The organism is Pseudomonas sp. LBUM1674 (assembly GCF_059695635.1).
This window is the reverse complement of record NZ_CP166779.1, coordinates 4,701,787-4,726,416: the sequence shown is the minus strand read 5'-3', so window position 1 is coordinate 4,726,416 and position 24,630 is coordinate 4,701,787. Positions and strand designations below refer to the sequence as shown.

Below are 24,630 nucleotides of genomic sequence, written 5' to 3'. Positions count from 1 at the left end.
TTTATCTCTCCTGAACGGCGGCTGTGCTATCGGCGTTGTGTTGAAGGCTGATGGCGGTGAATTCCCAATCGCCTTTCATGCTGTGTGCAGCCAGTCCTCGTTCGAATGTCATGGAATCCAGCGTCGCGGCCACACGGGCGATCGTCGGAGAAAAATAGATATCTGCGATAGGTACGCGCCGTCCGAACGTGGTTTCGATGCGCTCGACCATGCGCGCCACCAGAATGGAGTGGCCGCCTAACTGGAAAAAATCATCCGTAACGCCGATATCCGCGAGGTTGAGCAGCTCGCACCAGATCTGCTGAACCTGGGTTTCGGTGTCACTGCCGGGGGCCACCCTCTGGCTGGGTGTTTGCAGCCTGACGGCCTGGGGCAGGAGGCGCTTCCTGTCTCGCTTGCCGTTGTAGGTGAGGGGAATGCCGTCGATCCTGTAATACTCCGTCGGCAGCCACGCCTCCGGCAGCGTTTGGCGCAGTGTCTCTAGCCAGTGCCCGATATCGATCCGGCTATCATCGACCGTTGCGCAAAGCTGGACGAAGGCCTGTATGCCCCGGCTTGGGTCCTGGCCGTGGAGTTGGGCGGCGGCATCCCGCACCCCGGGCAGTTTTCGCAGCGCTGCCTCGATTTCTCCCAGCTCGATACGATGGCCGCGTAGCTTGATCTGGTCGTCACGTCGACCGATGTAGACCAGTGAACCGTCCTGCTGCATGCGCGCCCTGTCGCCGGTCAGATAAGCGCGCCTACCTGCAGCAACCGGGTCCGGTACGAACTGCTTCGCCGTTTCAACCGGGTTGCGATAGTAGCCCTGGCTGACGCCTGGACCGCAAATCAGCAATTCGCCGATTACCCCTCTGGGCACGCTGCGCAGGTTCTGATCCACCAGGGCCACTTGTGTACCTGGAATAGGATGGCCCAGCTGCACCGGGGCACCGGGTCGCAGGTGACAGGCCGTGGACCAGATCGTCGTTTCGGTCGGGCCGTAGAGGTTCCACAGGGTCATGCCGGGCAGGCACAACCTGTCCGCCAGATCCTGTGGCAGCGCTTCGCCACCGCATAGCAGGGTCAGGCTTTCCCGTGGCTGCCAGCCTGTCGACAGTAACAGCCTCCAGGTCACTGGCGTGGCTTGGACAAGAGTGATCTGAGGATCGGCGAGATAACCCGCGAGCTTTTCCGCATCCCGTTGAGCCTGTGGGGCGGCGATCTGCACGCTGGCGCCCTGCACCAGGGGAAGCAGCAGTTCCAGCAGTGAAATGTCGAAGGAGAAGGTCGTCAGCGCGAGCATCCGGTCGCTTGGCTTCACCTGCAGCAGCTGGCCGAATGCGCTCAGGGTAGCGACCAGGTTGGCTTGGCTGACGTGCACGCCTTTCGGTTTGCCGGTCGATCCGGAGGTGAACATCATGTAACCGGACTGGAGGCTGGCATCCGTCGCGTGCTGCTCATGATGCGTTGCGGCATCGGCCCATAACGCGTGCATGGCCAGTGTCACAGGTTGCCCGAAACGTTCCGGCGCGCTGTCGTCGGTAATCAGCATGGCCCCGTCGAGTTCCGCCAGGATGCCTTGCAGACGCTGTTCTGGCAGGTCCTTGGACAACGGAACGTAGATACCGCCGACTTGCCAGATCGCCAGCATGGTGACCACCCAGGGGATGCCGCGCTCGCCGATGACCGCGATCAGGGTACCGGGTTTCGCGCCGTGGGTGCGCAAAGCGGCCGCCGCCTGCATGATCTGCTGGCGCAACTGCGCATAGGTCAGTTCGCCTTGCTCGTCACGCAGCGCGGTCGCACTGGGGTGGCTGTCTGCCAAGGCGAACAGGCGGGCCGGCACGCTCGGGAATGGCGGTGTGATCGCAGGTGTCTGCGCTTCGGAGTCCGCCGCCCCCAGCTGTACAGCGCTCAGCGGGGCCCGCGGCGCCGTGACGAACTCGCGCAGTACTCTGGTGAGCATGCGGACCATGTTTTCGGCAGCCGCGGCGTCGATACGGTCTGTGGCATATTCCAGAAAGCCGCTGACGTTGAGTTCGTGGTCCTCGAACAGGAACAGCGACAGATCGAGGCGCGCGGCCCCGGTATCCACATCCGAGACCGTCAATTGCAGGTCGCCGGTATCCAGCGTGCGTTGAACGTCCTGCTCATAGCCAAACAGCACCTGGAACAACGGCGTCATTCCGGCTTGTCGTGTATGTTCAACGCTTTGCAGTACTTGCTGGAAAGGGGTTTCCCCGTGCTCGATCAGATGGGTAAGGTTCAGCTGAACTTGTTGAAGAAAGTCGGCAACGCTCTGGTCCTGAGCACACTGGCTGCGAAACACGCACATATTGGACAGGTAGCCGATCACCTGTGCCAACTCCGGGCGCAGGCGATTTGAAGTTGGCAGCCCGATCAGAATGTCGTCCTGCTCGGCCAGGCGGTGCAGCACGACGCAGTAGGCTGCCAGGAACACCGCCGCGCAGGAGATGCCCTGGGGTCTGAATACCTGGCGCAGCGCCTGCCATTGGTGGTGGCTGAACTCGACGGGAATTCGCGCGCCGACAAATGTCTGTTGTTCGCTTCGGCCGGGTTTTGTCGAAATGTCCAGGATCGTCGGGGCATTGGCCAACTGCTTGCGCCAGTACTCGAGTCCGGCATATTCGTGTTGTCTTGACCAGGCCGCGTAGTCGACGAATTGCAGGGTCTCTTCATCCGGGTTAGTGGGCGCCCGTCCTTGATAGGCGATGACTATTTTTTGCAGCAGCAGTTGCAGCGATATGCCATCGCAGACGATATGGTGGGTGCAGATGACCAGCTCATGCTGCCGGTCGCCGGTTTTTATCAGCAGCAGGCGGTACAGCGGCGCGCTGCTCAGCGACCAGCCATGCTGGACTTCCATGTTGATCAGGCGTTGCAGCGCAGGTACATCATCAATGCATTCCACGCAGCGAATGGGCAGTGTGGCGGAGGGTGAAATGACCTGGCTCAACTTCTCGTTATGATAGGCGAATGATGTTCTCAACACTTCCTGGGAGGCGACCACTTGGTTGACCGCGCGCTGCAACTGCAGTGTGTTTAGTTTCCCGACAATAGATACGTTCACCGCCATGGTGTAGGCCAGTTGGGAGTGCTGGTTCAGTTCGTTCAGAAACCAGATCTGTTCCTGGCCGTATGACGCAGGGAAAGTTGCAGTCCGGCATGTATCAACGCTCATGCGGTACTCCTGATTAATGATGAGAGATATTTCGGGAAAGTCGTGGAATTGGCGCAGCGGCAGGCTTTGCCAGCGCCGAACTTTGCAACGTGTGAATGAAGTCGGCCTGCTGTTCTATGGTTGGCCTGATCCAGAGGTCGTGTAGAGAAATATGAATATTGAATTCTTTTCTCAATAGTCCGGTTAAATGCGTAAGGGAAAGCGAGTGGCCTCCAATGTCCAGGAAGTTCTCGTGGAGTTGGATATGATGGCCGATGATTGTTTGCCAGCAGTGGGCGACGCGTTGTTCGAGGTCGGTCGCTTCTCGCATCTGGCGCTCTTGCGCAGTCTGGGGTTCATGTTTTAAGAGCCGGGCTCTATCGATTTTGCCGTGTTTATTTCTTGGCAGTGCTTCAAGAAAAATAAACTTGTCCGGTACTGCGTAATAGGGGAGAACGCCAAGTAAGTGTTGTTTTATGCCATTGCGCTGCACCGATTCATCTTCGCTCGGCGCTTTCAGGGAGACGAACGCCACGATGCTGCGCTGCTGCCCTTTCGCGACAACGACCACTGCGGATTCACGAATGGCCTCAATGGCATGCAGTGCGGCCTGAACGGGCCCCAGCTCGACCCGGAAACCGCGGACTTTGACCTGGTCATCCTGTCGACCGATAAAGTCCAGGCGGCCATCGGGCAACCAGCGGACACGGTCTCCCGTGCGGTAGCAACGCAAGCCATCGGGAGCTGGCAAAAAGGAAGCGGCGCTACGCACGGGGTCGCTGACATAGCCTTGCGCGACGCCGTGTCCATGAATGATCAGCTCGCCAGGCACACCGATACCGACGCTCTGCATGTTTTCATCCACGACATCGACCCAGGTTCCATACAGTGGAAAACCGATGGTGATCTCTTGTTGAGCGGGCTCGATCACCAAGGCGGTGGAATAGGTTGTCGTTTCCGTCGGGCCGTAGAGGTTGACGATGCGTGTGGCGGGCAGCTTTTCCTGAAGCCTCAGGTAAAGATCCCGGCTCAGCGGTTCTCCCGCGAGGTTGAGCATGCGCAAGGAAGGATCCAGCACGTCATGCTGCAACAAGGCGTCGGCCACCGACGGCACCGTATTGATCAGTGTGGTGCCGGTCAGCAGGGCCGGATTGTCGATCAGCGCCATGACTGAGGAAACGGGCCGTACGCAGCCACCGACCACAAGGGGGGCAAACATCTCGAAAATCGAAAGATCGAACGTGGTCGGGGTTGCCGCCAGTGTTTGCGCCAGGTACTCAGGGCCACAGTCCTGAGCCGCCCAACGCAGCAGGTTGGCGGCATTGGCATGGGTGATCGCTACGCCTTTTGGTTCCCCGGTGGAGCCGCTGGTGAACAGGATGTAGGCCTTGTCTTGAAGCCTGGACTGGTCCTGCAGCGGGGCGTCGGGCATCGACAGCAGGTCGCTCAAGGACCAGCAGGGCGCAAGGTGGGCGAAACGGGTCAAGCCCTCCTGGTCCGTGAGGATCGCACGGCAGCGGGCCTTGGCCAGAATCGAACGGTTGAGTTCGACGGGGTTTGCTTCACTAATGGGCACATAACTGCCTCCGCAGGCCATGACCGCCAGCAGGGCCGGGACGAGATGGATATCGCGAGGCAGGAGTATCGCCAGGGTTTGTTCAGGCTCGAATCCGCGCAGGCGCATGGCTGCCGAGAGCCTGGCTACTTGACTGGCCAATTCGCCATAGCTGATGGTGGCCTGCGGCGTAAGCAGCGCGGGTTTGTCCGGCGCGATGGCGACTTGCCGGAGAAGGGCGGCAACCAATGTCTCTGACGCGGGCCCCGGCCTCGCTTGGCCCTGGGCTTTTGGCGGGTGCAACAGGCACGCTGGCACGGCTGACAGCCTGGCGTGTGGATCACGCACCATTTCCCTCAGGATCACGGCGAACTGACCGGCTATCGCATCTGCCAGCCAACCGGGATGCTGCGCAGGATCGACCTCGACCCGGCCATGCAACTGGCCGTCATGGCGCGTCAGCAGCAGCGCAGTGGCAAAGGGGCCGATGCTGGGCGGTGCCTGTACCGCGGTCAGCGCCATCTCGCCCAATTGCACCGTGCCCAGTCCCAGCAGGGCTGCCGCCAATCCTCTTGGCATGCCTGGCATATCCTGCTGGAAAATCACCGCACTAGACGGGACGGTCGGTGCCCATCCCTGTGGTGCCATGAACTCTGCCAATTCGGGATAACCGGCACCGACGCTGGCTTTTGACGTCTCATCCAGGCGCTGAGCGGTGCGTTTGACGAACTCGCCCACGCTGCTTTCGCTGACATCGAAAGGCACGGCAAGCGTATTGGCGAAGTAACCCACCGCGTCCTTGTTGCCCCGATTGCGGCCATGGAACGTCACCGCGAGCGACAGACGGCGACTCTGGCCGATTCTGGACAGCGCCAGTACCTGTGCGGCGAGCAGAACGGCATAGGGGGTCACCGCGCATGCCATGGCCAATTGGGCCAAGGTGGCGGTACTTTCCTGGTCGATGACGAAGGAGGACAGCACCATGCGGCGGTTCGTGCGCTGGTCCTGGGAGGTCATGGGCAAGGAAAACGGCGTGTCCTGCGACATTTGGTGCCGCCAGAACTCACGGTCGATCACCGGGGCAATCGGCCTTGGCACCAGGGTGATGCTGGAGCGGTCTTTACAGTCTTTGGCAAAATCACGAATCAGCAGGCCGACAGACCACAGGTCGGCGATGGTGTGGTGGATTCGGAAGACCAGGTAGCGTTGTCCGTCGCTGCGCTCCACGACTTCGGCGTGGAACAGTCGCTCAGACTCAACCCCGATATGCTCGCGGCTCGGCGCCAGCAGTGCATTGGTTGATGCCTCATTACAGGTGCGCACCAGGCAGTAGCGTCGCTGTTGCGGTTGGACCTGTTCAATACAGTAAGTGCCACCGCGCATGACAAAGCGCTGCCGCAAAGAGGCATGCCGATCGGCCACTCTTTCGATACGCGATACCAACTGCGAAGTGGAAAGATCGGTGACCACGTGAAAAGCGACTTCAAGTAACAGGCCAGGCAGGCTGGGGTCGATAGCCTGCTGTAAGCAGAGAACTTTTTGGCGTAATGAAGCTTGCACCGTATACCATCTCCTTGGCAATGGGATAAGCGTTTTTACTTGTCGTGCTGATACGGCGAAGCAGCGGAGCTTTATGTCTCATGCAACTTGCAAAGTGTCCTTGATTACAAGATGCAGTTGAATTTTTAACTTTGAATTTTAGGCGCCGTGCGGCTATTGCAGTTGGATTTATGATTGACCATCTAGATTGAAAATCAAATGATAAGTAAGTAACAAAATATTGCGAGGGTCCAGAAATGGGGGCAGGAATCCAACTTTTAGGAATGGTCTGTAGGAATGATCTGAAAAAGCCCAATATCCAAAAAATAAGTTCTGGAAATACGGGAGCTCCAGACAGACATTTTGCCAAAGAGTGGGTTTTTTCAGAGTTTCCCTAGGTTGCGGCCGACTATATAGGAGTAGCTCAAATAGGAGATTCATTTTTGAGCCAGGACACTAGTCAGGGGGCGGATGTTGTTTGCCTGGTGGCGGCTGCTTATTTTATTGTTTATTTTATTTTATTTTATTTGTATTGGATGGGTTTCGCTACTAAGGTCCGTAATGGATAACTATTGATATATGGATGCTCAATAATGCCTAGCGTGTTTTCTGGCGGAAAAGGGAATGGAAATCCAGGTTTTGTGCATACGTTCAGCCGTATTGCGCCGACGTATGAAGAGAAGTACGGTACCAAACTGAGCCAGGCCCATGACGAATGTCTGCGAATGTTGAGCCGATGGATGTGCACCTCGAGCCCGGAGAGTGTTCTGGACATCGGTTGTGGTACCGGCGCACTGATCGAACGCATGTTCGCTAAGTGGCCAGATGCGCGTTTCGAGGGCGTCGACCCGGCTCAAGGCATGGTGGACGAGGGCGCTAAACGACGTCCCTTCGCCTCGTTCGTCAATGGCGTTGCCGAAGCCTTGCCATTCCCCTCGCAAAGCATGGATCTGGTGGTGTGCTCGATGTCGTTCGGCCATTGGGCTGACAAGCCTGCCGGCCTGAATGAGGTCCGTCGCGTGCTCAAGCCTCAGGGCCTTTTCTGCTTGGTGGAGAACCAGCCCGCGGGTTGGGGATTGACCTCGTTGATCAACTGGCTGCTGGGTTCACTGGCAGATTATCGATCAGAGCATGAAGTGATCCAGCTCGCGCAAACGGCCGGGCTGCAAAGCATGGAAACGAGAGTCACCGACCAGCACGTCATTGTCGCCACTTTCCGCCCCTGCTGTGGAGAGGTGGGTGATCATGGTCTTTAAAAACGAACAGGTCCTTGTCGTGGGGGCGGGCCCCGTCGGGTTGGCTGTGGCAGCAGCCCTGGCCGAGTTGGGAATAGCGGTTGATCTCATCGATAAAAGACCGGTTGCTTCCCCCCATTCCAGGGCCTTTGGCTTGGAGCCCGTCACCCTGGAGCTGCTCAATGCCTGGGGCGTGGCAGATGAGATGATACGCCGGGGGATCGTCTGGGCAAGCGCGCCGCTGGGTGACAAGGCAGGCAGGACGCTCTCGTTTTCCAAACTCCCTTGTGAGTATCCCCACATGGTGATTATCCCGCAGTCTCAGACCGAGTCGGTGTTGACCGATTGGGTCAATCGCGTGGGGGTGAATCTGAGGCGTGGGTATGCGCTAAAGGCTCTGGTTGCCGGCGATGCACGGGTTGAGGTAACCCTGGAACACAATGAGTCCGGCAGTGTGCAGCACAGCTGCTACGACTGGGTGCTGGGGGCTGACGGGGTCAACAGCTCTGTCCGTCAGCTTCTCGATATTTCGTTTGTCGGACAGGACTACAAGCATTCGTTGGTGGTTGCGGACGTTGTCTTGAGAAATCCTCCTTCACCTGCGGTCCATGCAAGGTCGGTCTCCAGGGGGCTGGTCTCCCTGTTTCCATTACCCGATGGCAGTTATCGCGTCAGTATCGAAGACAACGAGCGCATGGATACTCCGGTCAAACAGCCGGTCACCCACGAGGAAATTGCCTGTGGGATGAGGGACATCCTGGGAAGCGATTTCGGATTGGCGCATGTGCTGTGGAGCGCTCGTTACCGCAGCCAGCAGCGCCTGGCTGCTCATTACCGCCAGGGGCGGGTATTTCTGCTGGGAGATGCCGCCCACACCCATGTCCCCGCGGGGGGGCAAGGTCTGCAGATGGGGATCGGTGACGCGGCGAACCTGGCCTGGAAGCTCGCGGGTGTGATCCAGGGCACATTGCCGATGGATATCCTAGACAGTTACGAGGCCGAGCGTAAGCCTATCGCGGCGGCGGCATTGCGCAACACGGATCTGCTTTTCCGCTTCAATACGGCTTCCGGCCCGGTAGGCCGTCTGATTCACTGGATCGGGTTGCAGGCGACGCGGACCCCGTATGTGGCGCAGAAGGTGGTCAGTGCACTGGCGGGAGAGGGCGTCCGCTATGGCAGTGTGCGGCGCCGAGGCGATCATCGCTTGGTGGGCCGACGTCTACCCCTGTTGAGCCTGCTTCCTGAGGGTGAGCGATTACCACGACAGAGCTTGACCCAGTTACTGCGAGGGGGGCGGTTTGTCCTGGTGCATCATCGTGCCGATGGGCTGGCCACCGATCTTCGACGTGATTTTCCGGGATTGCAAACGGCGTCTATCAGCGAGGATTCGCGCAATAACAGCTTGTCCGCTGGCGAGGGAGTCATCGTCAGGCCGGATGGTGTGGTGATATGGGTCGGTAAAAAATCGACCTTGGCCAAGGAGTGTTTGGGTGATTGGCTGCTGGACGATTCTAGTTACGCGCGTCAGAACCTGATCTGGAACAGCTGATAAGGGGACACGAAGATGCTGGCGCTTGCACCTTGCAGACTTAGCTACCCTCAAGGCCCTGGCCTGCCGGCACGCAATCCTCGAGGCCGTGGTGGGCCGCATGGCCGGCGATAGCAGCAAATGGACGCTCTCCATTCGCCTAGGCGGTCCAACGTCGCGCCTGGTGCCGGTGCGCTCGCGGCGCAAGCCATTGCGCACCTGGTCGAGCTTGACGGCCGTCGGGCGCTTTGCCGAGGCCGTTGGTCTCACGGGGTTCATTGTAGAGCTGTAACCGGCGACAGCTTCAATGCCAGCTACAGCATCCCCACCACGTCTGGCCCGTCCTCATTGATCCACGCCCCATAATGTTGACGGATTATATTCCCGTTGGTATGGACCATTTGTTCAGCGATCCAATCAATTGAGGGAATGCCCGTCGTCAGCAACAGACTGGATTATGCGTGCCGACATTGGCGTGGTCGCTCCTATATCTGGGCCCACGCCACCAGCCAGTCCTGCGAAACGGCAGTGAATCGTAACCGTCTGAGCTACACCGCCTTGAAACTCAGACCTTAATCTCCTTCAACCATTGATTGACGCGCTCCCATTCAAAAACCGTCGGATCGAAGGTACCGTCATGCCACTCCATCATATCTTCATGCTCTGGGTGGCTGGGGTCAGCCATCACTTCAAGGAAGTCGGCATAACCTGGCCCACCGCCGATGTCTTCGGGCGGGCAAGCATAGGCGCCGTCGATGCAATACGGCACCTGAGGACATGCCACAGCGGGTAATTTCTTTTCGACTTTGATTCGGTGATCCCAGCCATCGGCGAAGTCATAGAGGTAGCGAAACGTCTTTTTCCCGTTCAACGCTTTGATCAGGGTTTTGCGAGCATCAGAGTTCACGGGTGGGCCCCATCCATCGGGGTCGGGAGTGCCGTAGTTCTCTCCGGCAATTTCAAATTCATGCAGATGCCCACCTTCCCAGCCCATCGCGAACTGGATCACTGTGTGCAATGTGCTCAAAGTAATGTTCTCGGGTACCGCCACGCGGCGCCAGATGGCAGGTTCGATCCATTTCAATTCAATGTGCAGTAGCAACAAATCAGGCTCGGGTTTTAGCAAGCGAACATTTTTGGCCATGGATCAGGCAGCCTCGCAGAATTCAGTAAGTGTGAGAGAAACGTTCCAGGGCAGCAGTTCGTCGACCCGGTTGATCGGGTAGTCGGCGATGCGCTCCAGCACGTGTGTCAAATAGGCTTGCGGGTTCAGGTCGTTGAGCTTGGCGCCAAACCCCTTTCAAGTATGTAACCGCTCAACGTCCCTTCACCTTCACCCCCCACCGATACAACCGCCAGCGGGTACCTGACCAGGTCCTCCATCTGCAGTGCTTTGGCACCGAGCGGATGTGAGCCGCAACACATGAACACTTCGTCCTGAAACATCACGGCCTTGATGCGAAAGCGCTCCGGAGCCCTGGGAAAAGAGCCTATCGCCACATCGATACGGCCCAGGTCGATCTGCTCCGAAAGGTCCAGCCGGGTCGACGGCATGATCGACAGATCTATGCCCGGGGAAAGCCTTGATCGTCACTGATGCAGGCCTGGCCAAAGCCGGCGTGGCCGCCAAGGTAGCCAGCCTTCTGGCCCAGCAGGACATCAACTCCACCCTGTTTGATGGGGCCAAACCGAATCCGACGGTCAGCAATGTCGAGAAAGGCCTTGAGCTGCTGGGTCGCAGCGACTGTGATTTCATTATTTCCCTGGGCGGCGGTTCACCCCATGACTGCGCCAAGGGCATTGCCCTGTGCGCCGCCAACGGCGGGCACATCAGTGATTACGAAGGCGTGGACCAATCCGCCAAGCCACAGATGCCATTGATCGCGATCAATACCACCGCCGGAACGGCGAGTGAAATGACCCGCTTCTGCATTATTACCGACGAAGTCCGGCACGTGAAAATGGCCATCGTCGACCGTAACGTCACCCCACTGTTGTCGGTCAACGATCCTTCGCTGATGGCAGGCATGCCCAAAGGCCTGACTGCCGCCACCGGCATGGACGCGCTGACCCACGCTATCGAAGCGTACGTGTCGACTGCGGCAACGCCGATCACCGATGCCTGTGCACTCAAGGCCGTGGAATTGATCTCGGCCAACCTGCGCACTGCCGTTGCCCAGGGTGACGACATGACCGCCCGGGAAAATATGGCCTACGCGCAATTTCTTGCCGGCATGGCCTTCAACAATGCTTCGCTGGGCTATGTCCACGCCATGGCGCACCAACTGGGTGGGTTCTACGACCTGCCCCACGGCGTGTGTAATGCAATCCTGCTGCCCCATGTCGCCAGCTTCAACGCCAGCGTATGCCCGGCCCGGTTTAAAGACATCGCCAACGCAATGGGGGTCGACACCCAGCATCTGGATGCGGAAAAAGGCGCCGCCGCGGCCATCGCCGCCATCCGTAAACTGTCTTCGGATGTCGGTATCCCGAGCGGCCTCGCCGAACTGGGCGCCAAGGCCGACGATATCCCGATCCTGGCAACCAATGCCATGAAGGATGCCTGCGGCTTTACCAATCCGCGTCCTGCCAATCAGGACGAGATCGAGCAGATTTTCCATACCGCGATGTAACCGATGTGAAGTGATGCCAGCCAGATCAACAGCCCCGCCTTCGGTTGAAGTGCGGGGCTTTTTTTTGGTTCTTCACGGGCTACTCGACTTAGAACCCCGGCAAGCCCTGAGTAGCTCGCCATGCCTTGCGTGTGCGGGTGATGCCTTCGGCTGTATCGTGTGCATCGTCTGCTGAAAAATCATGCTACGAAAGGGGACGTTACTGCGGCCACTGTTCAAGCAGTATCGAGACGAATTTTTCAGCAGCCGGGGAAAGTGAAGCGCCTCGTCGATAAACAAGCCCTAACGACCGATTGACCACAGGGTCGATCAGCGGAACGCTCACCAACGTTGGATGATCGTCCGCGGGCATTGCCAGGCTAGGCATCGCTGACACCCCAAGACCCGCTTCGACCAATCCTAGCGACGGTGGGGATTTCACCTACGCCGGTGGCGACACCAGCTGTCCTACGCGATGGCCGGGCACAATTTTAGTGGCGGATATCAAAAGCTCAGCGGTGACGCAAGGCTGCCCTACATCAGTGGCGCAACGGTGTACTCATTCAGCAACGTCGGAATCGGCAAGTTCATCGAAGAGGACGAGAAAACCTGGATGCTCAGCTACGGTTATGACTTTGCGCCCTTGGGTGTACCAGGCCTGACGTTCATGACCCGTTACCTGAAGGGCAACGATGGCAAGTCCGACGCATCAGCGGGGACTTTGGTTTCAGTTGGCCGTGGTGCGCCAATAACGCGAAGGGCCTTGGGTTGATTCCGCGGAGTCGATGAACATCACCCCCTTCAAGCCAGTTGTTCATCTTGATAGGCACGCTGTTCATTCTGCCCATCATCCTGATGTACACCTGCTGGAGTTACTACGTGTTCCGCGGAAAAGTGAGGATTGGCGATGGCTACCATTGATAGCGAAAACACTGAAGTTTGGGCTGCACAAAATGAAACCACTCCTTGGTATCGGCGGGTGCTCTGGTTGATCGCCATCTGGTTCGGCAGTGTGATTGCACTGGGGATCGTGGCCAGTGTGTTCCGGTTCATGATGCACATGGCCGGAATGACCAGTCACTGATTTCAGACTGTAAGGGCCCGGCGCGATCGTTCGCGCCGGGCCCTTTTTTGTTCGATCCAAAGGCTTGCGATCAGCCAGTTCTTCGAATTGACCCAAAGAAACCATTTTCACGCGTTAGCCAGGACTAGCGGTGTTCAGGATTTCCTGCATTTTTAATCCAGGTATTCAGCTCCGTAACCATTTTATTGACCTCACTGTCTTCCCGTTCCGAGGGGCGAACAATGGCGTTCCAGGCGATGTCGAGGCCGTCATTCAAGGCGGCCCACGCAAGCTCCCCGCGCTCAAGGCTGGGGGTCACCAAATCGCGTTGCAATATGCTGATTCCGTAGCCTGAGCGCACGAGTTCGACGATGGCTTCGATCAATTCCACCGTGATCATGCGGCGCGGCAAGATGCTGGCGGGGGCGAAGAACCGATCATATTCCCAGCCACTCGCGCGATCGGTCGAGTACGTCACCAGGTTGTAGGTCTTGAAGTCTTCGGCGTAAATATTTTTTCTTCCCGCAAGGGGATGGTCGGTTGCCATGATCGCAATCAAGTCGTCCCGGAAAAGTGGCAGTTTTGCTACACCACTCGGCACCATGCCGTCATCAATGATGGACACATCAAGCCGTCCTTGCATCAGGCTTGCGTAAACGTCATCGCGAGGCACGGTCACCAGGGTGATCTCAATATCTGGCCGAAGGCTTGAGTAATGCTTGATGAATTTTGGAATCCAGCGAAACGGGCCATAGGAGGTGACCCCCATACGAACAAAAGCCGTAACACCTCCGGCCATGGATCTCGCTTCAGACTCGGCTTCATTGAGTATCGCGATGATGTCCTTGGCGGCTCGTTCCAGGCGCACGCCAGCAGGGCTGAGTCTTAATTTTCCTCCTGATCTTTCTGTCAGGCTCACGCCTAGCCGCCGCTCCGCCTCGCGAATGCGATGACTGACGGCAGAGGGGGTCAGCCATAAGCGCTCGGCAACGGCTGTCACTGAATCGACTTCCGACAGGGTTTTCAGCATCACAAGGTGATCCAGAGTGAGTCTCATAGGGGGAGCGACCTGAAAATAATTCACAAAATTGCGTAAAAATATGAGCGTGACTTGTTTTTTGCTCCGGTGCAATCTGGTTTCAGCAACCGCTATCGGAGAACAATAAACATGACAAAGCTTGCCTTCACACCTGCAGTCACGCTGGGCGATATCGTCGACCTTGAGCGTTATCCCATCACCGATCGAACCCACCCTGCGTATCAGGATCTGGTTACTCGAAGTCAATCGTTGCTCGGCGAGGAGGGCGTTGCGATCTTCCCGGGGTTTGTCCGCGATGAGGTGGTCGGCACGATGGCGGATCAAACCCTTGCACTGCACCCACGCATGTTCCATTTCCGCGAAAACCACACGGTGTATTTCAAGCCTCAGGACGAAAGCGTTGATCCAGAGCACCCACTGCGGCGGTTGATGAACACTGAGAAAGATACGGTCGCCTACGCCGATATTCCGGCGGACAATCTGATCAGGCAAATTTACCAATCGGACGAAGTGCTTTGTTTCATTCGAGATGTATTGAATCTGGACGTGCTCTATCGCCATGCAGATCCGTTAGCGGCACTTAACCTGCAGGGCTTTACGGCAGGGCAACAGTTGGGCTGGCACTTTGATCGCTCCGACTTCAGCGTGACGCTGTCACTTCAGGCCGCGAGTGCTGGTGGGGATTTTGAGTATGTACGCATGCTGCGTAACGAGAACGACGATTGCCATGACGCGGTCAGGCAATTCCTCGATAACCCTGCCACTCAGAAGATAGAGGTTCTGCCTCAGGTGCCCGGCACCCTGACTTTATTTCGTGGCCGCTATTCATTGCACCGTGTGACGCCGGTGGTAGGGGACAGGCTCAGGCTCAACGCGGTGTTTGCCTACGTGGATCAGCCCAATGTCGAATTCAGCGACTATGCGCGTAAATTGTTTTACGGACGCACGTCGGTAGAGCCGTTGGTTCAGGTTTAGCGCCACTCCCAATAAAAGCACTTGATCACTTCTTCGCTTCACGTGTGTGCACAGGCACTTGTCCACGTTCGATCCGTGGGTCTCGTTTGTCGCCTGTACAGCTCGCAACAGCTCGCTGCCTCCAACAATGATTTCGGAGCGTCTGATCATGAAATACAGGAAGAACTTGCTGGCCTCGTTACTCACCCTGGGCGTCCTCGTTGCCAGTGCTTCAAGCCAGGCCTCAGGGTGGTGTGACTCGGGCAAGCCGGTAAAGTTTGCCGGTCTGAATTGGGAGAGCGGGATGCTGCTCACCGACATCATGATGATTGTGTTCAAGGAAGGATACGGCTGTGCAACCGACCAGTTGGTCGGCAATACCATCATTCTTGAGACCGCCCTGGCCAGCAACGACATCCAGGTATTCGGCGAAGAGTGGATGGAGCGCAGCGAAGTCTGGAAAAAGGCTGCGGCAGCCGGAAAGGTCGTTGCGATTGGCTCACCGATCATGGGTGCCGTTCAGGGTTGGTACGTGCCGCGTTACGTTGTTGAGGGGGACGCAAAACGTAACAAGCCGGCTCGAGCGCCAGACCTTAAAACGGTCGCCGACCTGAGCAAGTACCCTGAGATTTTTCGAGACGCGGAAGAGCCGTCCAAGGGCCGCTTCTACAACTGTCCTGCAGGTTGGATTTGTGAACAGGAGAACACTGAGATGTTGAAAGACTACGGTCTTGAAAACACCTTCACCAACTTCCGTCCGGGAACCGGTGCTGCATTGGATGCCGCGATACTGTCCAGCTACAAGCGCGGTGAACCGGTGCTGTTCTACTACTGGTCACCGACGCCGCTGATGGGACAGATCGATGCGATACGGCTGGAAGAAAAACCGGGTGTCGACAAAACAGTGGTGACCAAAGTCGGTATTTCCAAAGCCTTCCATGAGCAGGCCCCCGAGCTGGTTGCAGTGCTGGAGAAGGTCAATATTCCCATCGATCTGTTGAATCAGAACCTGGCGAGGATGACCAGGGAACGCATCGAATCGCCCAAGCTGGCCAGAATCTTCCTCAAGGAACACCCTGAGGTGTGGCATAACTGGGTGGATGAAGCCGTCGCCAACAAAATCCAGGCAGCGCTTTAATCGGCAATCAGGGCTTGACGTAGTCCTGCTTGAGTTCTTCGCGAAAGCGAAAGCAGGGGAATGACACGCTCATGCCACCGATCACATGGCCAAAACGGTCGCGGATCGGTGCGGCCAGGCAGCGCGACCGTTTCCGCAAGTGCGGGTTGACCCGTACTTTTGGTCTGGCCGGTCTGGTCGCCGCGCAAATGACCTATACCGCATGCCAGGCGCGAGATGCTTTCGACGCGCGAATGGCAGCAATCGACCCAAAGCCGACAGTCGGAATTCTAGACTCTGGAGAAGGTGAAAAATCAAAAAATAAAACAATCGTCTGGCGATATTGTTTAGTTTTTCTTCTTGATCAGCTTGCTCATATAGTACTTGAGGCTTAAACGATCTTTGGGCCTTGGCTTGTAATGGGTTTTGTTTCTTTGTGCGGGATCGGCCGCCACGGTTGCTGCGGTGTAGTAATAAAGCGCTATAGACCTGCGCGTGATGTGCTGCGGAGTCGTTAAAGGCTCTGGGTGCCCATGATTGCTGTCTTTGTCTGTGTTGAAAATGACGCAGCGGTTATAAACCGGCAGGACTTTTTTAAGACAAGTCTTCATGTCGACATCCCAAAGCTCCAGGTTGCCGCCGTATTCCTCTTGCCAGTCTTCGTTAAGATAAATAATGGCATTCAGTCTGCGTTCAATATTAAGCTTTTTGTTGAGTCTGAAGTCCGAGTGCACACCCAGGAAACCACCCTTTTTTGTTTCATGCAGCCCGCCACCGGCAAAGTATGGGTCGGGTATCAAACCTTCGATGCCCGTCAGCTTTTCAAGAAACTGCAACATGGGTGCCGAGTTAAAGGCGTTGAAAACCGTCTTCAGATAGGGATCGCATTCGTTGGGGCTGATTTGCCGTTTGTGCTGACCTTTATAGCCACGCTCGTAGAGCATTTCGTTGTTGGTTGGCTCGACTGGGAAGTGCGCGCAGATACTCGCAATCAAGTCTTTCGGTAAAAAATTATCGATGACGATGTGTGGAAATGGCGTGGCCTGGACATAGCAACTGGCTAGCGAGTGACCAAAAGTGCTGGCGGCGTTCTGGTCGAAATCAAGCTCCGGGGAGAGGGTGATGGGTAGTGTTTGAGTGATGGGTGTCATTACCGCTCCAATAACCTGAACATAAAGACCTATGGATGACTTTTAGTAGTGTTGCCAAAACTACTTGTTGCGTGTCTGCGACGTTTGACCTTTGCTGTCGTCCTTGTTCAGGCGGTCCAGGAGGTTGTTGTACATCTTGGTTCGTCTATGAGTCGTTTCATAGCCTCCAGCTGCAGCTACAGTGCCGGACTGAATGTGATCGAGATAACTGAATATCTTACGCGGCGACAAAAGTTCAACGACATAACCAAGCTCGGTCATGCGGTCTTGGAGGGTATAGCCAGGTACACGATCATCCATCAAAAAATGCATGTCGTGCTGTTTCATCAGTTTGCAGTTCCATAACGTACAGAAGCTCTTTAGGTGAACTTCCCTGTACGGTTTTGGCTCTCTGGAGCGTAGTCCAATGGAAAGTTTCATACGTCTGAAGTGGTGTTTGAATAGTCGTGAGCTAAAGCGCCAAAGAGTTCTAGTGGTGCCGCGGTTTAATTGTTCTACGCAACCGACGGCTACGACCTTCGGGTTCTTCATGCATTTGTTCAGCATCATCGAAAACACATTTTTATCGAAAATAAACGTATCGGTGTGCAGCAGAAATACGTAGTCGGTATCAATACGTTCCAACGCTATGTCGAGTGCTTTGCCATGCGCGATATGGCCCTGTTCTGGTTCGGGAGTGGTTCGCTCGATCAGGTTGATCCAATCAAGTGTCCGCAAATACTCTGTGCTTTCATCGGCGGAATAGTTGTCAACTACCCATACTGGGACGCCGCTGTTGCCCACATGCTGATGCAATAGGTCTAAGCATATTTTGGTTATTTCGGGTGTTTTGTAGTTAACTACAACAACACTGAAAACTTTAGTTTTTTCAGCCAGAAAATCAGTGCCGCCCATCGTTCAGACACTCAATAATAGCTTGGAGATAGGTGCAAGAAATAATCGCGCCTGTATCCAGCTGCTGTTTATTATTTCACGCGCTAACTTTGCGCGGCCAGAAATCATAGCTTTGTTACACCGTTGACAGTCAGTGTCTAATCATCGTCGACTCAGACCTAATGGAGAGTAGTAAATGCGGCTTTCATCGTATAAGGGGCTAGTCTATAGGTAAACCTCCCTGAAATAATTCGTTACATCAAAAGTCTCATTAGTCAAAGGTTCTTGAGTAGTGGTGAGCTGGGTCTCGGTAAGGCATTCAGGAACCTCGTTTCGTCATACGGCGTCCTGGCACCTACAGAGCGTTCCCAATCAGGAAGGTCACGCGCCGCGTAGTCGTGCCAGTCCAGCGCTCGAGGGAGCACGCGATTAATTTTTAGGGTATGACCACATCACATGGATCCTAGGTTAATAGACTCAATTGATCGCTGCTTCTGGCCGATATCTGCCGGTCATGAAGGGCAGGTTTCGACCCAATATAGATAGTCCGTCCCGCCTTCACCGATACTGGTAACGGTTGGCTGTCAGCATTACTGCCTGCAATCGTTAGCGGTCGAGACGAATACGACTGCGTGCTCTGATGATCGTCCTCCGGGCCGTCACTTGGCCTTTTTCAACGCCTTCAACCGCACGCTCGCCCTCTGAACAGCGGCCATTTTCTCCGGGCGCTTCATCCGTTTCCACTTGCGAATATCATCCTTGCTTCGTCCACAGCTCACGCACAGGTCACCATTGAGCTGGCAAGTCGAGATGCACGGGTTCTCAATTTCTGAAATTCAACGGTGAGGTTGCTCACTTCGTGAACAGGTTTGAGGCGCGCACGAATGCTATCTGCGTCCAGCGTCGATTTGCCGACTACGCTCACAATTGCCGCATGGGCCTCAGGACCTACCCGCCAGACGTGTAAGTCCGTAATGGTCGCATCACCAGGTTGCTCAACCAGTTCTCGAATTTCCTCGGCAACATGATCATCCGTCTGGTCCAAGAGAACGCTGGCGGTCGCCCTCATCAAAGTCCAGGCCCACCGAGCAATAACGATGGCGCCTACGATGCCCATTACCGGGTCCAGTCAGACCCATCCGAGATACCGTCCTGCAAGCAGCGCCGCGATGGCGAGGATCGACGTCAGGGCATCGGCGATCACATGAACGTAAGCCGATCTCAGGTTGTTATCGTTGCCGTGAGTGCTGTGGGTATGGCCATGATCGTGATCATGATCGTGCCCATGGCTATGACCGTGGCCGAGTAACAGCGCGCTCACGATATTGACTACCAGTCCGACTATGGCGATGAGGGTCGCGGTACCGAATTGAACTTCGGTAGGCTGAAGTAGACGTATGACAGACTCTACGGCGATTCCCAAGGAAACCAGCCCCAGGATTAAAGCTGATGCGAAGCCACCCAAGTCTCCGACCACGTTCCTCATCGCTGAGCGCTGGGTTAGCAACGTGTTCCCTAGCGTGCTCTTCGATGATTTCGTCCATCAATCCATTTATGGCTCCGCGTGTAGCGGCGACCAAATGCAGGGTTTTGGCACAGTCATGATCCGACTCCGAAGCCCTTTCAACGGCCTGGATTTGACCGGCAATACGCTTTACACGCTTGAGTAGATCGTTTTTGTTTGAAGCTATATGACCCGTACTATACCCCCCTTACCTATATAAAATAATGGCATACCCCACCCCCTATGCAATGGTGCGATGTCACGAACTGCTGGGGAGCGAAGGGCCGCTTTTGGCCGATTGCTGCCTGTCGCGAAGGGCAACAATCGACCCAGAGCCGTCGTTCGCTTCCACCGCAAACCCAATCTGATGGTTTGCGGACGATCACATCAGCGCGAAGCAAACCTACAAAACCTGCGTCAGTGATAGTGTCGTGAGATCAATCGGAAGGGCGCGTCAATTGATCTGCACAATGACCGGACCTTCCGTTACGATCGGCGGGTCCGCGTGGATATTTGATGCATTTTTCTGAATCCACTCACGTGCGACTTTCAAGCTCGCATCGCTGCCGGCCTTGTCCGTGCAAACAGTCACCGACGTACCACCATCACCAGTATTCAGCAGTGTGTAGCTTACGAGGCCAGGCACTGTCCGCAGGGTAGCTTCGACGTCGGTTTTGCGCTCTTCCAAAAGCTCGAAAAGCTGCTTTGCTCCAGTACCCAAGTAGGTTCTTATAACCGCATACATAGTCGTCTCCTTTGGGAGCAGCGTCTTGATGCCTATCCAGATCCGCTGATGGCCGCTATCACCCAGGTTTCAATTCACCCCGATTTATTAAGCTTAGCCACTTGCCGGCGAGAAGCGAAATGCAACGACCACCGGCAGCTTTTGGTCCCATAGCAGACGTTGCCGCGCGTCGAATGTAGAAGGCTCAGCTTCTATATTTCAGCGCCTCCACCAATGCAGAAAAGGCGGGAGACGCCTGGCGTCTGTTGGGGTAATACAAATGGTAACCCTGAAACTCAGGGCACCAGTCGGCCAAGACTTCTTTGAGTCGGCCGTCGGCCAGATAGGGTGCTACCAATTCCTTTGGTACGTAGGCCAAGCCAACGCCATCAACGGCGGCATTGAGTACATGCATGATGCTGTTGAAAACAAGTTGTCCATCTGCCTTGACGGTAAAAGCCTGGCCATTCCTTTCAAATTCCCATGCGTAGATCACCCCTGATGGTCTGTGTCGGATATTCACGCAGTCATGCCCGGTCAACTCATGGGGGGTTGTTGGTGCCGGGTTGCGTTCGAAATATTCTGGAGAGCCCACCACAGCCAACCGCCAATCCGGCCCTATGCGAACGGCGATCATGTCTTTGCTGATCGATTCGCCCATGCGAATGCCAGCATCAAATCGCTCCTCGACCACGTTGGTGAATCCATAGTCGACGTAGAACTCCAGGGTGATATCCGGGTAGCTCTTCAGGAAGCTTGCAAGCATCGGCCGAATGCACAACTCAATCTGATCATCAGTACAGGAAATACGAATCGTGCCACTGGGCTTGTCCCGCAGCTCGCCCAGCGCTTCAAGCTCGGCGGTGATCTGATCAAAAAGCGGAGCGATCGAGCGCATCAATCTTTCTCCCGCCTCTGTGGGCGACACATTGCGTGTCGTACGGGCCAGCAGTCGTATCCCCAGTCTTTGTTCAAGTGCCCGGATCGTATGACTCAGCGCAGAAGGAGTAATGCCCAGTTTGGCGGCGGCTTTCGTAAAGCTTTGATCTCGCGCCACCGCCAGAAAAGCTTGAAGATCGTTGACTTTGGTATTGGCCATTGCTGAGTTTTTCTCAAAACCACATGAAGATTACGCCTACTAATCAAGATATCTCTAATCCGTCAAGCTCTGTCACCTATCTGGAACGGAGTACTGATGATGAGCGAGACACCTGTAACCCTCCTTGAAGCTACAGAAGCCTTGGACTCTCCAGGGCTTGATCGGCGCGCATTCGTAAAGGCCACCGGCGTCAGCATTGCGGCTCTGGGCGTCCTTTCAGTCGCAGGCGTTTCTGCCTTGGCAGCTGACTCGAAAAGCGCTGTCAGCCCGCCGGAAGGCGCCGACAATTTTTACAAAAGCGACAAGGTCACCGTGCAAAAGGTGACCTTCAAGAACTCATACAATCTTCAAATTGTGGGCAATCTTGTAACGCCCAAAAATCTGGCTAGAAACGTTAAAGCGCCAGCAATTATCGTCGGTCATCCCATGGGAGCAGTCAAAGAGCAAAGCTCCATGCTCTATGCACAAAAGCTGGCGGAACAAGGCTTCATCACGCTGGCGATTGACTTGCCTTTCTGGGGAGAGAGTGAGGGCCTGCCTCGTAACCAGGTTGCCCCCGAAATGTATGCCGACGCATTCAGTGCCGCCGTTGACTACCTTGGCACGCGGGACTTTATCGATCGCAACCGTATCGGCGTACTGGGTATCTGTGGCAGCGGTGGCTTTGCCATCAGTGCGGCCAAGATGGATCTGCGTTTGAAAGCCGTGGCCACCGTCAGCATGTACGACATGGGCGCCGTCACCCGTCATGGTCTGAGGCACTCAGTGACTGTCGAGCAACGCCAGGCCATGCTCGCCAAAGCCGCCGAGCGGCGCTATGACGAGTTCTCTACCGAAACATTGCAATTTCTGAACTATCTGCCTGCGCAGCCTGGCAAGGAAACCGACCCGGTAACTCGCGAGTTTTGGGACTTCTATCGCACGCCACGCGGCATCCATATCCCTCATGGCAGTACGTTGGAACTGACGCAAAATCGCGCCTTGACCAGTGAAGTCAGGTTCGTGAATTTCTATCCATTCAACGATATCGAAACGATTTCCCCGCGTCCGCTGCTGTTCATATCTGGCGATCAGGCGCACTCCAGAGAGTTCAGCGAGGACGCCTACCAACGCGCCGCCGAACCTAAGGAACTGGCCTGGGTTCCCGGCGCGGGTCACGTGGATCTGTACGACCGCGTGAACTTGATTCCCTGGACCAAGCTCACCGCCTTTTTTACCCGGCACCTGACGGTGGTTGGCTAAAAGGCCAGTGCTTCAGCCAACAACTATTTGATGAGAGGTTTTTGAATGACGGCTCAAGTATTCGACACCCCGGCAGGTGAGGCCCTCGGCACGCCGGGGACTGGGGAACTGCCGGCTTACTGGAGTGGCATCTTTGCGATGACACTGTGCGTATTCGCGCTGATCGCCTCGGAGTTCATGCCTGTCAGTTTGCTCACGCCAATTGCATCGGATCTGCAAATCAGTGAAGGACTGGCCGGGTATGGGATCGCCATCTCCGGCGCCTTCGCGGTGCTGACAAGCCTTTCGATTTCCAGGCTAGCGGGTTCAATGGACCGCAAGACGCTGTTGCTTCTACTGACCGGGATTATGTGTGTGTCAGGGCTGGTGGTCGGTCTGGCGCCGAACTATACGGTGTACATGATTGGTCGTGCGCTGATTGGCGTGGTGATCGGCGGATTCTGGTCGATGTCGGCGGCAATGGCCATGCGCCTGGTACCTGCCCATAGCGTGCCCAAGGCTCTGGCAATCTTCAACGGCGGCAATGCTTTGGCAACCGTAGTGGCCGCACCACTGGGAAGCTATCTGGGGAGTGTCATCGGTTGGCGGGGTGCTTTTTTCTGCCTTATTCCGGTAGCGATCATCGCGTTGATCTGGCAGTGGATCAGCCTGCCAGCCATGACGCCGGCGCCGCGCAAACCGGGCGCTGGCAATGTCTTCCGATTGTTTAAGAGCCCATTGGTCAGTTTCGGCATGTTGAGTGTGGGCATTTTCTTCATGGGGCAGTTTGTATTGTTCACCTATCTGCGCCCGTTCCTGGAAACCGTCACTGGTGTAGATGTATCCATGTTGTCGATGATCCTGCTGGTCATCGGCGTGGCGGGTTTTGTCGGGACCATTCTGATCGGCACTTTCCTGAGAACCGGAATGTACCGCGTCCTGGTCTGCATTCCACTCTTGATGGCCGCCATTGCACTTTCCTTGATTGTCCTTGGCGGCGGAGTCGTGGCAGCTTTTGTACTGCTTGGGCTGTGGGGCCTGATCGCGACGGCGGCGCCTGTGGGGTGGTGGTCGTGGTTGGCCAAGGCGTTGCCCAAGGATGCTGAAGCCGGTGGCGGCCTGATGGTGGCAGTCATTCAGCTATCCATTGCGTTGGGCTCTACCCTCGGCGGGCTGCTGTTCGACGGGAGCGGCTATCGCATGACATTTCTCGCAAGCTCTATCTTGCTGGTACTCGCGGCAGTGACGGCCTTTTTCACATCGCGAAACGAGGTTTAATAGAAGGCAGATTGAGTAAGGCAGGCAACTGTCCACAATTTGTCAGATCGGATTTGATCCAACGTCTGCTATTGGCCGTTATCTACCTGATGCAAAAGCCAATTATCCTTGGCAACGCAGCCGACCGATGCGCGCGACTATCGGTTCAGCAGAGGTGCCAGCAATGCACACATGCCGCGCCAGTGCGAGCCCTCCCAGTAAACCCGTTGGCAGGCGTCGCAGCGCAGGAAGTGCGAATAGAGGGCGCCAATGCGTGGCGGCACCTGCGACCGAGCCAGTTCCGGGCTGATCTCGTGCAGCGGCAGGTTGCAATGAAGGCACAGGCTGAATGGCCGCGCGCTACGCGCCAGGTCGAGGCGCTCGTACAATTCGCGCAGCTGCAGCGACGGTTTCAGGGCATGCACGTAACAGCCGTGGCTGATGATCCGCCGCTTGAGCAGTTCGCGGTCGCGGGTTAGCACGATACGTCCTTGCTGCGCAGCGATCTCGGCGATCTCGCCATCCTCGAAGCCATTGTCGTAGAGGGTGTCGAAGCCGCTCATGCGCAGCAGGCTGGCCAGCCCGCCCAGGTGCGCATCAGCGACGAAGCGCAGCACCCGTAAAGGTTGCGCCCGAACCTTTAACTGCGGGCTGATGTCCAGCGCTTCGAACTTGGGATACACCGCCAGCCGGTCACCGTCGAAGATCACCCGCTCGAAGCCCACCGACTCGCCGTTGAGCAGCACCAGCTCGACCTCCGTGTGCGGTATCCCGAGCGCCTCGATCATGTGCTTGACCGTCGCCCCTCGCGCGCACTCGCAGGTGAATGACTGCCGCCGCCGTTCGGCCGGCAGGAAATCGTTGAGCTCCTCGTAGAAGCGGAAAGTTGCACTGGTCATACTGAACAGTATGGCAGGGCTTCAGGATGAACATCGCGCGGTTAAGGTGGCATGCAGTGTAAAATGGATAAAGCCAGCATAGACAAAGCGATCAGGAATT

19 protein-coding genes and 9 pseudogenes are annotated in these 24,630 nt (G+C 56.3%); 11 read left to right on the top strand and 17 right to left on the bottom strand.

Annotated elements, in window-relative coordinates:
- Nucleotide 1 precedes the first annotated feature (1 nt).
- Both ACA067_RS21780 and ACA067_RS21775 read right to left on the bottom strand, forming a co-directional pair.
- On the bottom strand, nt 2-3,181 hold the full coding sequence (locus ACA067_RS21780) for a non-ribosomal peptide synthetase (RefSeq protein ID WP_497458438.1): 3,180 nt from the start codon (nt 3,179-3,181) through the stop codon (nt 2-4).
- A gap of 13 nt (nt 3,182-3,194) precedes the next feature.
- The gene (locus ACA067_RS21775; RefSeq protein WP_497458437.1) at nt 3,195-6,275 is read right to left on the bottom strand and encodes an amino acid adenylation domain-containing protein; all 3,081 of its coding nucleotides are present in this window, start codon (nt 6,273-6,275) and stop codon (nt 3,195-3,197) included.
- 620 nt (nt 6,276-6,895) lie between these two features.
- Here ACA067_RS21775 and ACA067_RS21770 point away from each other — a divergent pair.
- The 3 genes from ACA067_RS21770 to ACA067_RS21760 are packed head-to-tail and all read left to right on the top strand — an operon-like array spanning nt 6,896 to nt 9,309.
- Complete coding sequence (locus tag ACA067_RS21770) at nt 6,896-7,510, top strand: class I SAM-dependent methyltransferase (RefSeq protein ID WP_497458436.1); 615 nt, start codon at nt 6,896-6,898, stop codon at nt 7,508-7,510.
- Nucleotides 7,500-9,038: an FAD-dependent monooxygenase gene (locus ACA067_RS21765; RefSeq protein WP_497462830.1), complete on the top strand. Its 1,539-nt coding sequence runs from the start codon at nt 7,500-7,502 to the stop codon at nt 9,036-9,038. Before ACA067_RS21770 ends, ACA067_RS21765 begins: the two co-directional genes overlap by 11 nt.
- 25 nt (nt 9,039-9,063) lie before the next feature.
- Nucleotides 9,064-9,309, top strand: coding sequence for a hypothetical protein (locus tag ACA067_RS21760; protein WP_497458435.1), 246 nt, complete (start codon nt 9,064-9,066; stop codon nt 9,307-9,309).
- A gap of 22 nt (nt 9,310-9,331) precedes the next feature.
- On the opposite strand, the pseudogene ACA067_RS21755 reads toward ACA067_RS21760, so the two are convergent.
- The 4 genes and pseudogenes from ACA067_RS21755 to ACA067_RS21740 form a co-directional block, all read right to left on the bottom strand.
- Nucleotides 9,332-9,496: pseudogene (locus tag ACA067_RS21755) on the bottom strand (site-specific integrase); the annotation flags it as partial.
- 86 nt (nt 9,497-9,582) lie between these two features.
- Nucleotides 9,583-10,161 (bottom strand): plasmid pRiA4b ORF-3 family protein, encoded by a 579-nt coding sequence (locus tag ACA067_RS21750; protein WP_497458434.1) that lies wholly within the window; start codon nt 10,159-10,161, stop codon nt 9,583-9,585.
- A 3-nt stretch (nt 10,162-10,164) separates the two neighbouring features.
- Nucleotides 10,165-10,305: pseudogene (locus tag ACA067_RS21745) on the bottom strand (transposase domain-containing protein); the annotation flags it as partial.
- Nucleotides 10,287-10,571: a type 2 periplasmic-binding domain-containing protein gene (locus tag ACA067_RS21740; protein WP_497458433.1), complete on the bottom strand. Its 285-nt coding sequence runs from the start codon at nt 10,569-10,571 to the stop codon at nt 10,287-10,289. The pseudogene ACA067_RS21745 and the gene ACA067_RS21740, both read right to left, overlap by 19 nt.
- A 23-nt stretch (nt 10,572-10,594) precedes the next feature.
- Here ACA067_RS21740 and yiaY point away from each other — a divergent pair.
- A pseudogene (gene yiaY, locus ACA067_RS21735) lies at nt 10,595-11,650 on the top strand (L-threonine dehydrogenase); the annotation flags it as partial.
- Nucleotides 11,651-11,849: 199 nt separating this feature from the next.
- On the opposite strand, the pseudogene ACA067_RS21730 reads toward yiaY, so the two are convergent.
- A pseudogene (locus tag ACA067_RS21730) lies at nt 11,850-12,056 on the bottom strand (LysR substrate-binding domain-containing protein); the annotation flags it as partial.
- Between the two features lie 33 nt (nt 12,057-12,089).
- Between ACA067_RS21730 and ACA067_RS21725 the strand changes: the two are divergent.
- The 3 genes and pseudogenes from ACA067_RS21725 to ACA067_RS21715 form a co-directional block, all read left to right on the top strand.
- Nucleotides 12,090-12,341: pseudogene (locus ACA067_RS21725) on the top strand (OprD family outer membrane porin); the annotation flags it as partial.
- A gap of 80 nt (nt 12,342-12,421) precedes the next feature.
- Nucleotides 12,422-12,550 (top strand): annotated as a pseudogene (locus tag ACA067_RS21720) (ubiquinol oxidase subunit II); the annotation flags it as partial.
- Nucleotides 12,537-12,713 (top strand): DUF2474 domain-containing protein, encoded by a 177-nt coding sequence (locus tag ACA067_RS21715; protein ID WP_497458432.1) that lies wholly within the window; start codon nt 12,537-12,539, stop codon nt 12,711-12,713. The pseudogene ACA067_RS21720 and the gene ACA067_RS21715, both read left to right, overlap by 14 nt.
- Nucleotides 12,714-12,837: 124 nt before the next feature.
- Here ACA067_RS21715 and ACA067_RS21710 read toward each other — a convergent pair whose 3' ends face one another.
- Complete coding sequence (locus tag ACA067_RS21710; RefSeq protein WP_497458431.1) at nt 12,838-13,749, bottom strand: LysR family transcriptional regulator; 912 nt, start codon at nt 13,747-13,749, stop codon at nt 12,838-12,840.
- A 111-nt stretch (nt 13,750-13,860) separates the two neighbouring features.
- Here ACA067_RS21710 and ACA067_RS21705 point away from each other — a divergent pair, with 111 nt between their 5' ends.
- Nucleotides 13,861-14,706, top strand: a complete 846-nt coding sequence (locus tag ACA067_RS21705) for a HalD/BesD family halogenase (protein WP_497458430.1) — start codon at nt 13,861-13,863, stop codon at nt 14,704-14,706.
- A gap of 148 nt (nt 14,707-14,854) precedes the next feature.
- On the top strand, nt 14,855-15,823 hold the full coding sequence (locus ACA067_RS21700; RefSeq protein WP_497462829.1) for a glycine betaine ABC transporter substrate-binding protein: 969 nt from the start codon (nt 14,855-14,857) through the stop codon (nt 15,821-15,823).
- A gap of 7 nt (nt 15,824-15,830) precedes the next feature.
- Here the strand turns inward: ACA067_RS21700 and ACA067_RS21695 are convergent.
- The 8 genes and pseudogenes from ACA067_RS21695 to ACA067_RS21660 form a co-directional block, all read right to left on the bottom strand.
- A pseudogene (locus ACA067_RS21695) lies at nt 15,831-15,947 on the bottom strand (IclR family transcriptional regulator domain-containing protein); the annotation flags it as partial.
- Between the two features lie 202 nt (nt 15,948-16,149).
- A complete protein-coding gene (locus ACA067_RS21690) occupies nt 16,150-16,953 on the bottom strand; it encodes a 2OG-Fe(II) oxygenase (RefSeq protein ID WP_497458429.1) in 804 nt (267 codons plus the stop codon).
- A gap of 60 nt (nt 16,954-17,013) precedes the next feature.
- Nucleotides 17,014-17,847, bottom strand: a complete 834-nt coding sequence (locus tag ACA067_RS21685) for a glycosyltransferase (RefSeq protein WP_497458428.1) — start codon at nt 17,845-17,847, stop codon at nt 17,014-17,016.
- A 638-nt stretch (nt 17,848-18,485) separates the two neighbouring features.
- Nucleotides 18,486-18,662 (bottom strand): DUF1289 domain-containing protein, encoded by a 177-nt coding sequence (locus ACA067_RS21680; protein ID WP_497462828.1) that lies wholly within the window; start codon nt 18,660-18,662, stop codon nt 18,486-18,488.
- Nucleotides 18,602-19,300 (bottom strand): annotated as a pseudogene (gene dmeF / locus ACA067_RS21675) (CDF family Co(II)/Ni(II) efflux transporter DmeF); the annotation flags it as partial. The gene ACA067_RS21680 and the pseudogene dmeF, both read right to left, overlap by 61 nt.
- Nucleotides 19,296-19,517 (bottom strand): annotated as a pseudogene (locus tag ACA067_RS21670) (metal/formaldehyde-sensitive transcriptional repressor); the annotation flags it as partial. The pseudogenes dmeF and ACA067_RS21670, both read right to left, overlap by 5 nt.
- A gap of 267 nt (nt 19,518-19,784) precedes the next feature.
- Entirely contained in the window at nt 19,785-20,075 is a 291-nt protein-coding gene (locus ACA067_RS21665; protein WP_489256653.1) for a hypothetical protein, read from the bottom strand.
- Between the two features lie 184 nt (nt 20,076-20,259).
- On the bottom strand, nt 20,260-21,153 hold the full coding sequence (locus ACA067_RS21660; RefSeq protein WP_497458427.1) for a LysR family transcriptional regulator: 894 nt from the start codon (nt 21,151-21,153) through the stop codon (nt 20,260-20,262).
- A 96-nt stretch (nt 21,154-21,249) separates the two neighbouring features.
- Between ACA067_RS21660 and ACA067_RS21655 the strand changes: the two genes are divergently transcribed.
- Entirely contained in the window at nt 21,250-22,395 is a 1,146-nt protein-coding gene (locus tag ACA067_RS21655; protein WP_497458426.1) for an alpha/beta hydrolase, read from the top strand.
- Between the two features lie 45 nt (nt 22,396-22,440).
- Complete coding sequence (locus tag ACA067_RS21650) at nt 22,441-23,652, top strand: MFS transporter (protein WP_497458425.1); 1,212 nt, start codon at nt 22,441-22,443, stop codon at nt 23,650-23,652.
- A gap of 137 nt (nt 23,653-23,789) precedes the next feature.
- Here the strand turns inward: ACA067_RS21650 and ACA067_RS21645 are convergent, their stop codons facing one another.
- On the bottom strand, nt 23,790-24,530 hold the full coding sequence (locus tag ACA067_RS21645) for a Mut7-C RNAse domain-containing protein (RefSeq protein WP_497458424.1): 741 nt from the start codon (nt 24,528-24,530) through the stop codon (nt 23,790-23,792).
- Between the last annotated feature and the right edge of the window lie 100 nt (nt 24,531-24,630).

Bases quoted from the DNA above. Each gene is read 5' to 3' on its own strand.
- ACA067_RS21780 (WP_497458438.1), bottom strand. From the start codon at position 3,181: ATGAGCGTTGATACATGCCGGACTGCAACTTTCCCTGCGTCATACGGC.
- ACA067_RS21765 (WP_497462830.1), top strand. From the start codon at position 7,500: ATGGTCTTTAAAAACGAACAGGTCCTTGTCGTGGGGGCGGGCCCCGTC.
- ACA067_RS21750 (WP_497458434.1), bottom strand. From the start codon at position 10,161: ATGGCCAAAAATGTTCGCTTGCTAAAACCCGAGCCTGATTTGTTGCTA.
- ACA067_RS21740 (WP_497458433.1), bottom strand. From the start codon at position 10,571: ATGCCGTCGACCCGGCTGGACCTTTCGGAGCAGATCGACCTGGGCCGT.
- ACA067_RS21715 (WP_497458432.1), top strand. From the start codon at position 12,537: ATGGCTACCATTGATAGCGAAAACACTGAAGTTTGGGCTGCACAAAAT.
- ACA067_RS21710 (WP_497458431.1), bottom strand. From the start codon at position 13,749: ATGAGACTCACTCTGGATCACCTTGTGATGCTGAAAACCCTGTCGGAA.
- ACA067_RS21705 (WP_497458430.1), top strand. From the start codon at position 13,861: ATGACAAAGCTTGCCTTCACACCTGCAGTCACGCTGGGCGATATCGTC.
- ACA067_RS21700 (WP_497462829.1), top strand. From the start codon at position 14,855: ATGAAATACAGGAAGAACTTGCTGGCCTCGTTACTCACCCTGGGCGTC.
- ACA067_RS21690 (WP_497458429.1), bottom strand. From the start codon at position 16,953: ATGACACCCATCACTCAAACACTACCCATCACCCTCTCCCCGGAGCTT.
- ACA067_RS21685 (WP_497458428.1), bottom strand. From the start codon at position 17,847: ATGGGCGGCACTGATTTTCTGGCTGAAAAAACTAAAGTTTTCAGTGTT.
- ACA067_RS21665 (WP_489256653.1), bottom strand. From the start codon at position 20,075: ATGTATGCGGTTATAAGAACCTACTTGGGTACTGGAGCAAAGCAGCTT.
- ACA067_RS21660 (WP_497458427.1), bottom strand. From the start codon at position 21,153: ATGGCCAATACCAAAGTCAACGATCTTCAAGCTTTTCTGGCGGTGGCG.
- ACA067_RS21655 (WP_497458426.1), top strand. From the start codon at position 21,250: ATGATGAGCGAGACACCTGTAACCCTCCTTGAAGCTACAGAAGCCTTG.
- ACA067_RS21650 (WP_497458425.1), top strand. From the start codon at position 22,441: ATGACGGCTCAAGTATTCGACACCCCGGCAGGTGAGGCCCTCGGCACG.
- ACA067_RS21645 (WP_497458424.1), bottom strand. From the start codon at position 24,530: ATGACCAGTGCAACTTTCCGCTTCTACGAGGAGCTCAACGATTTCCTG.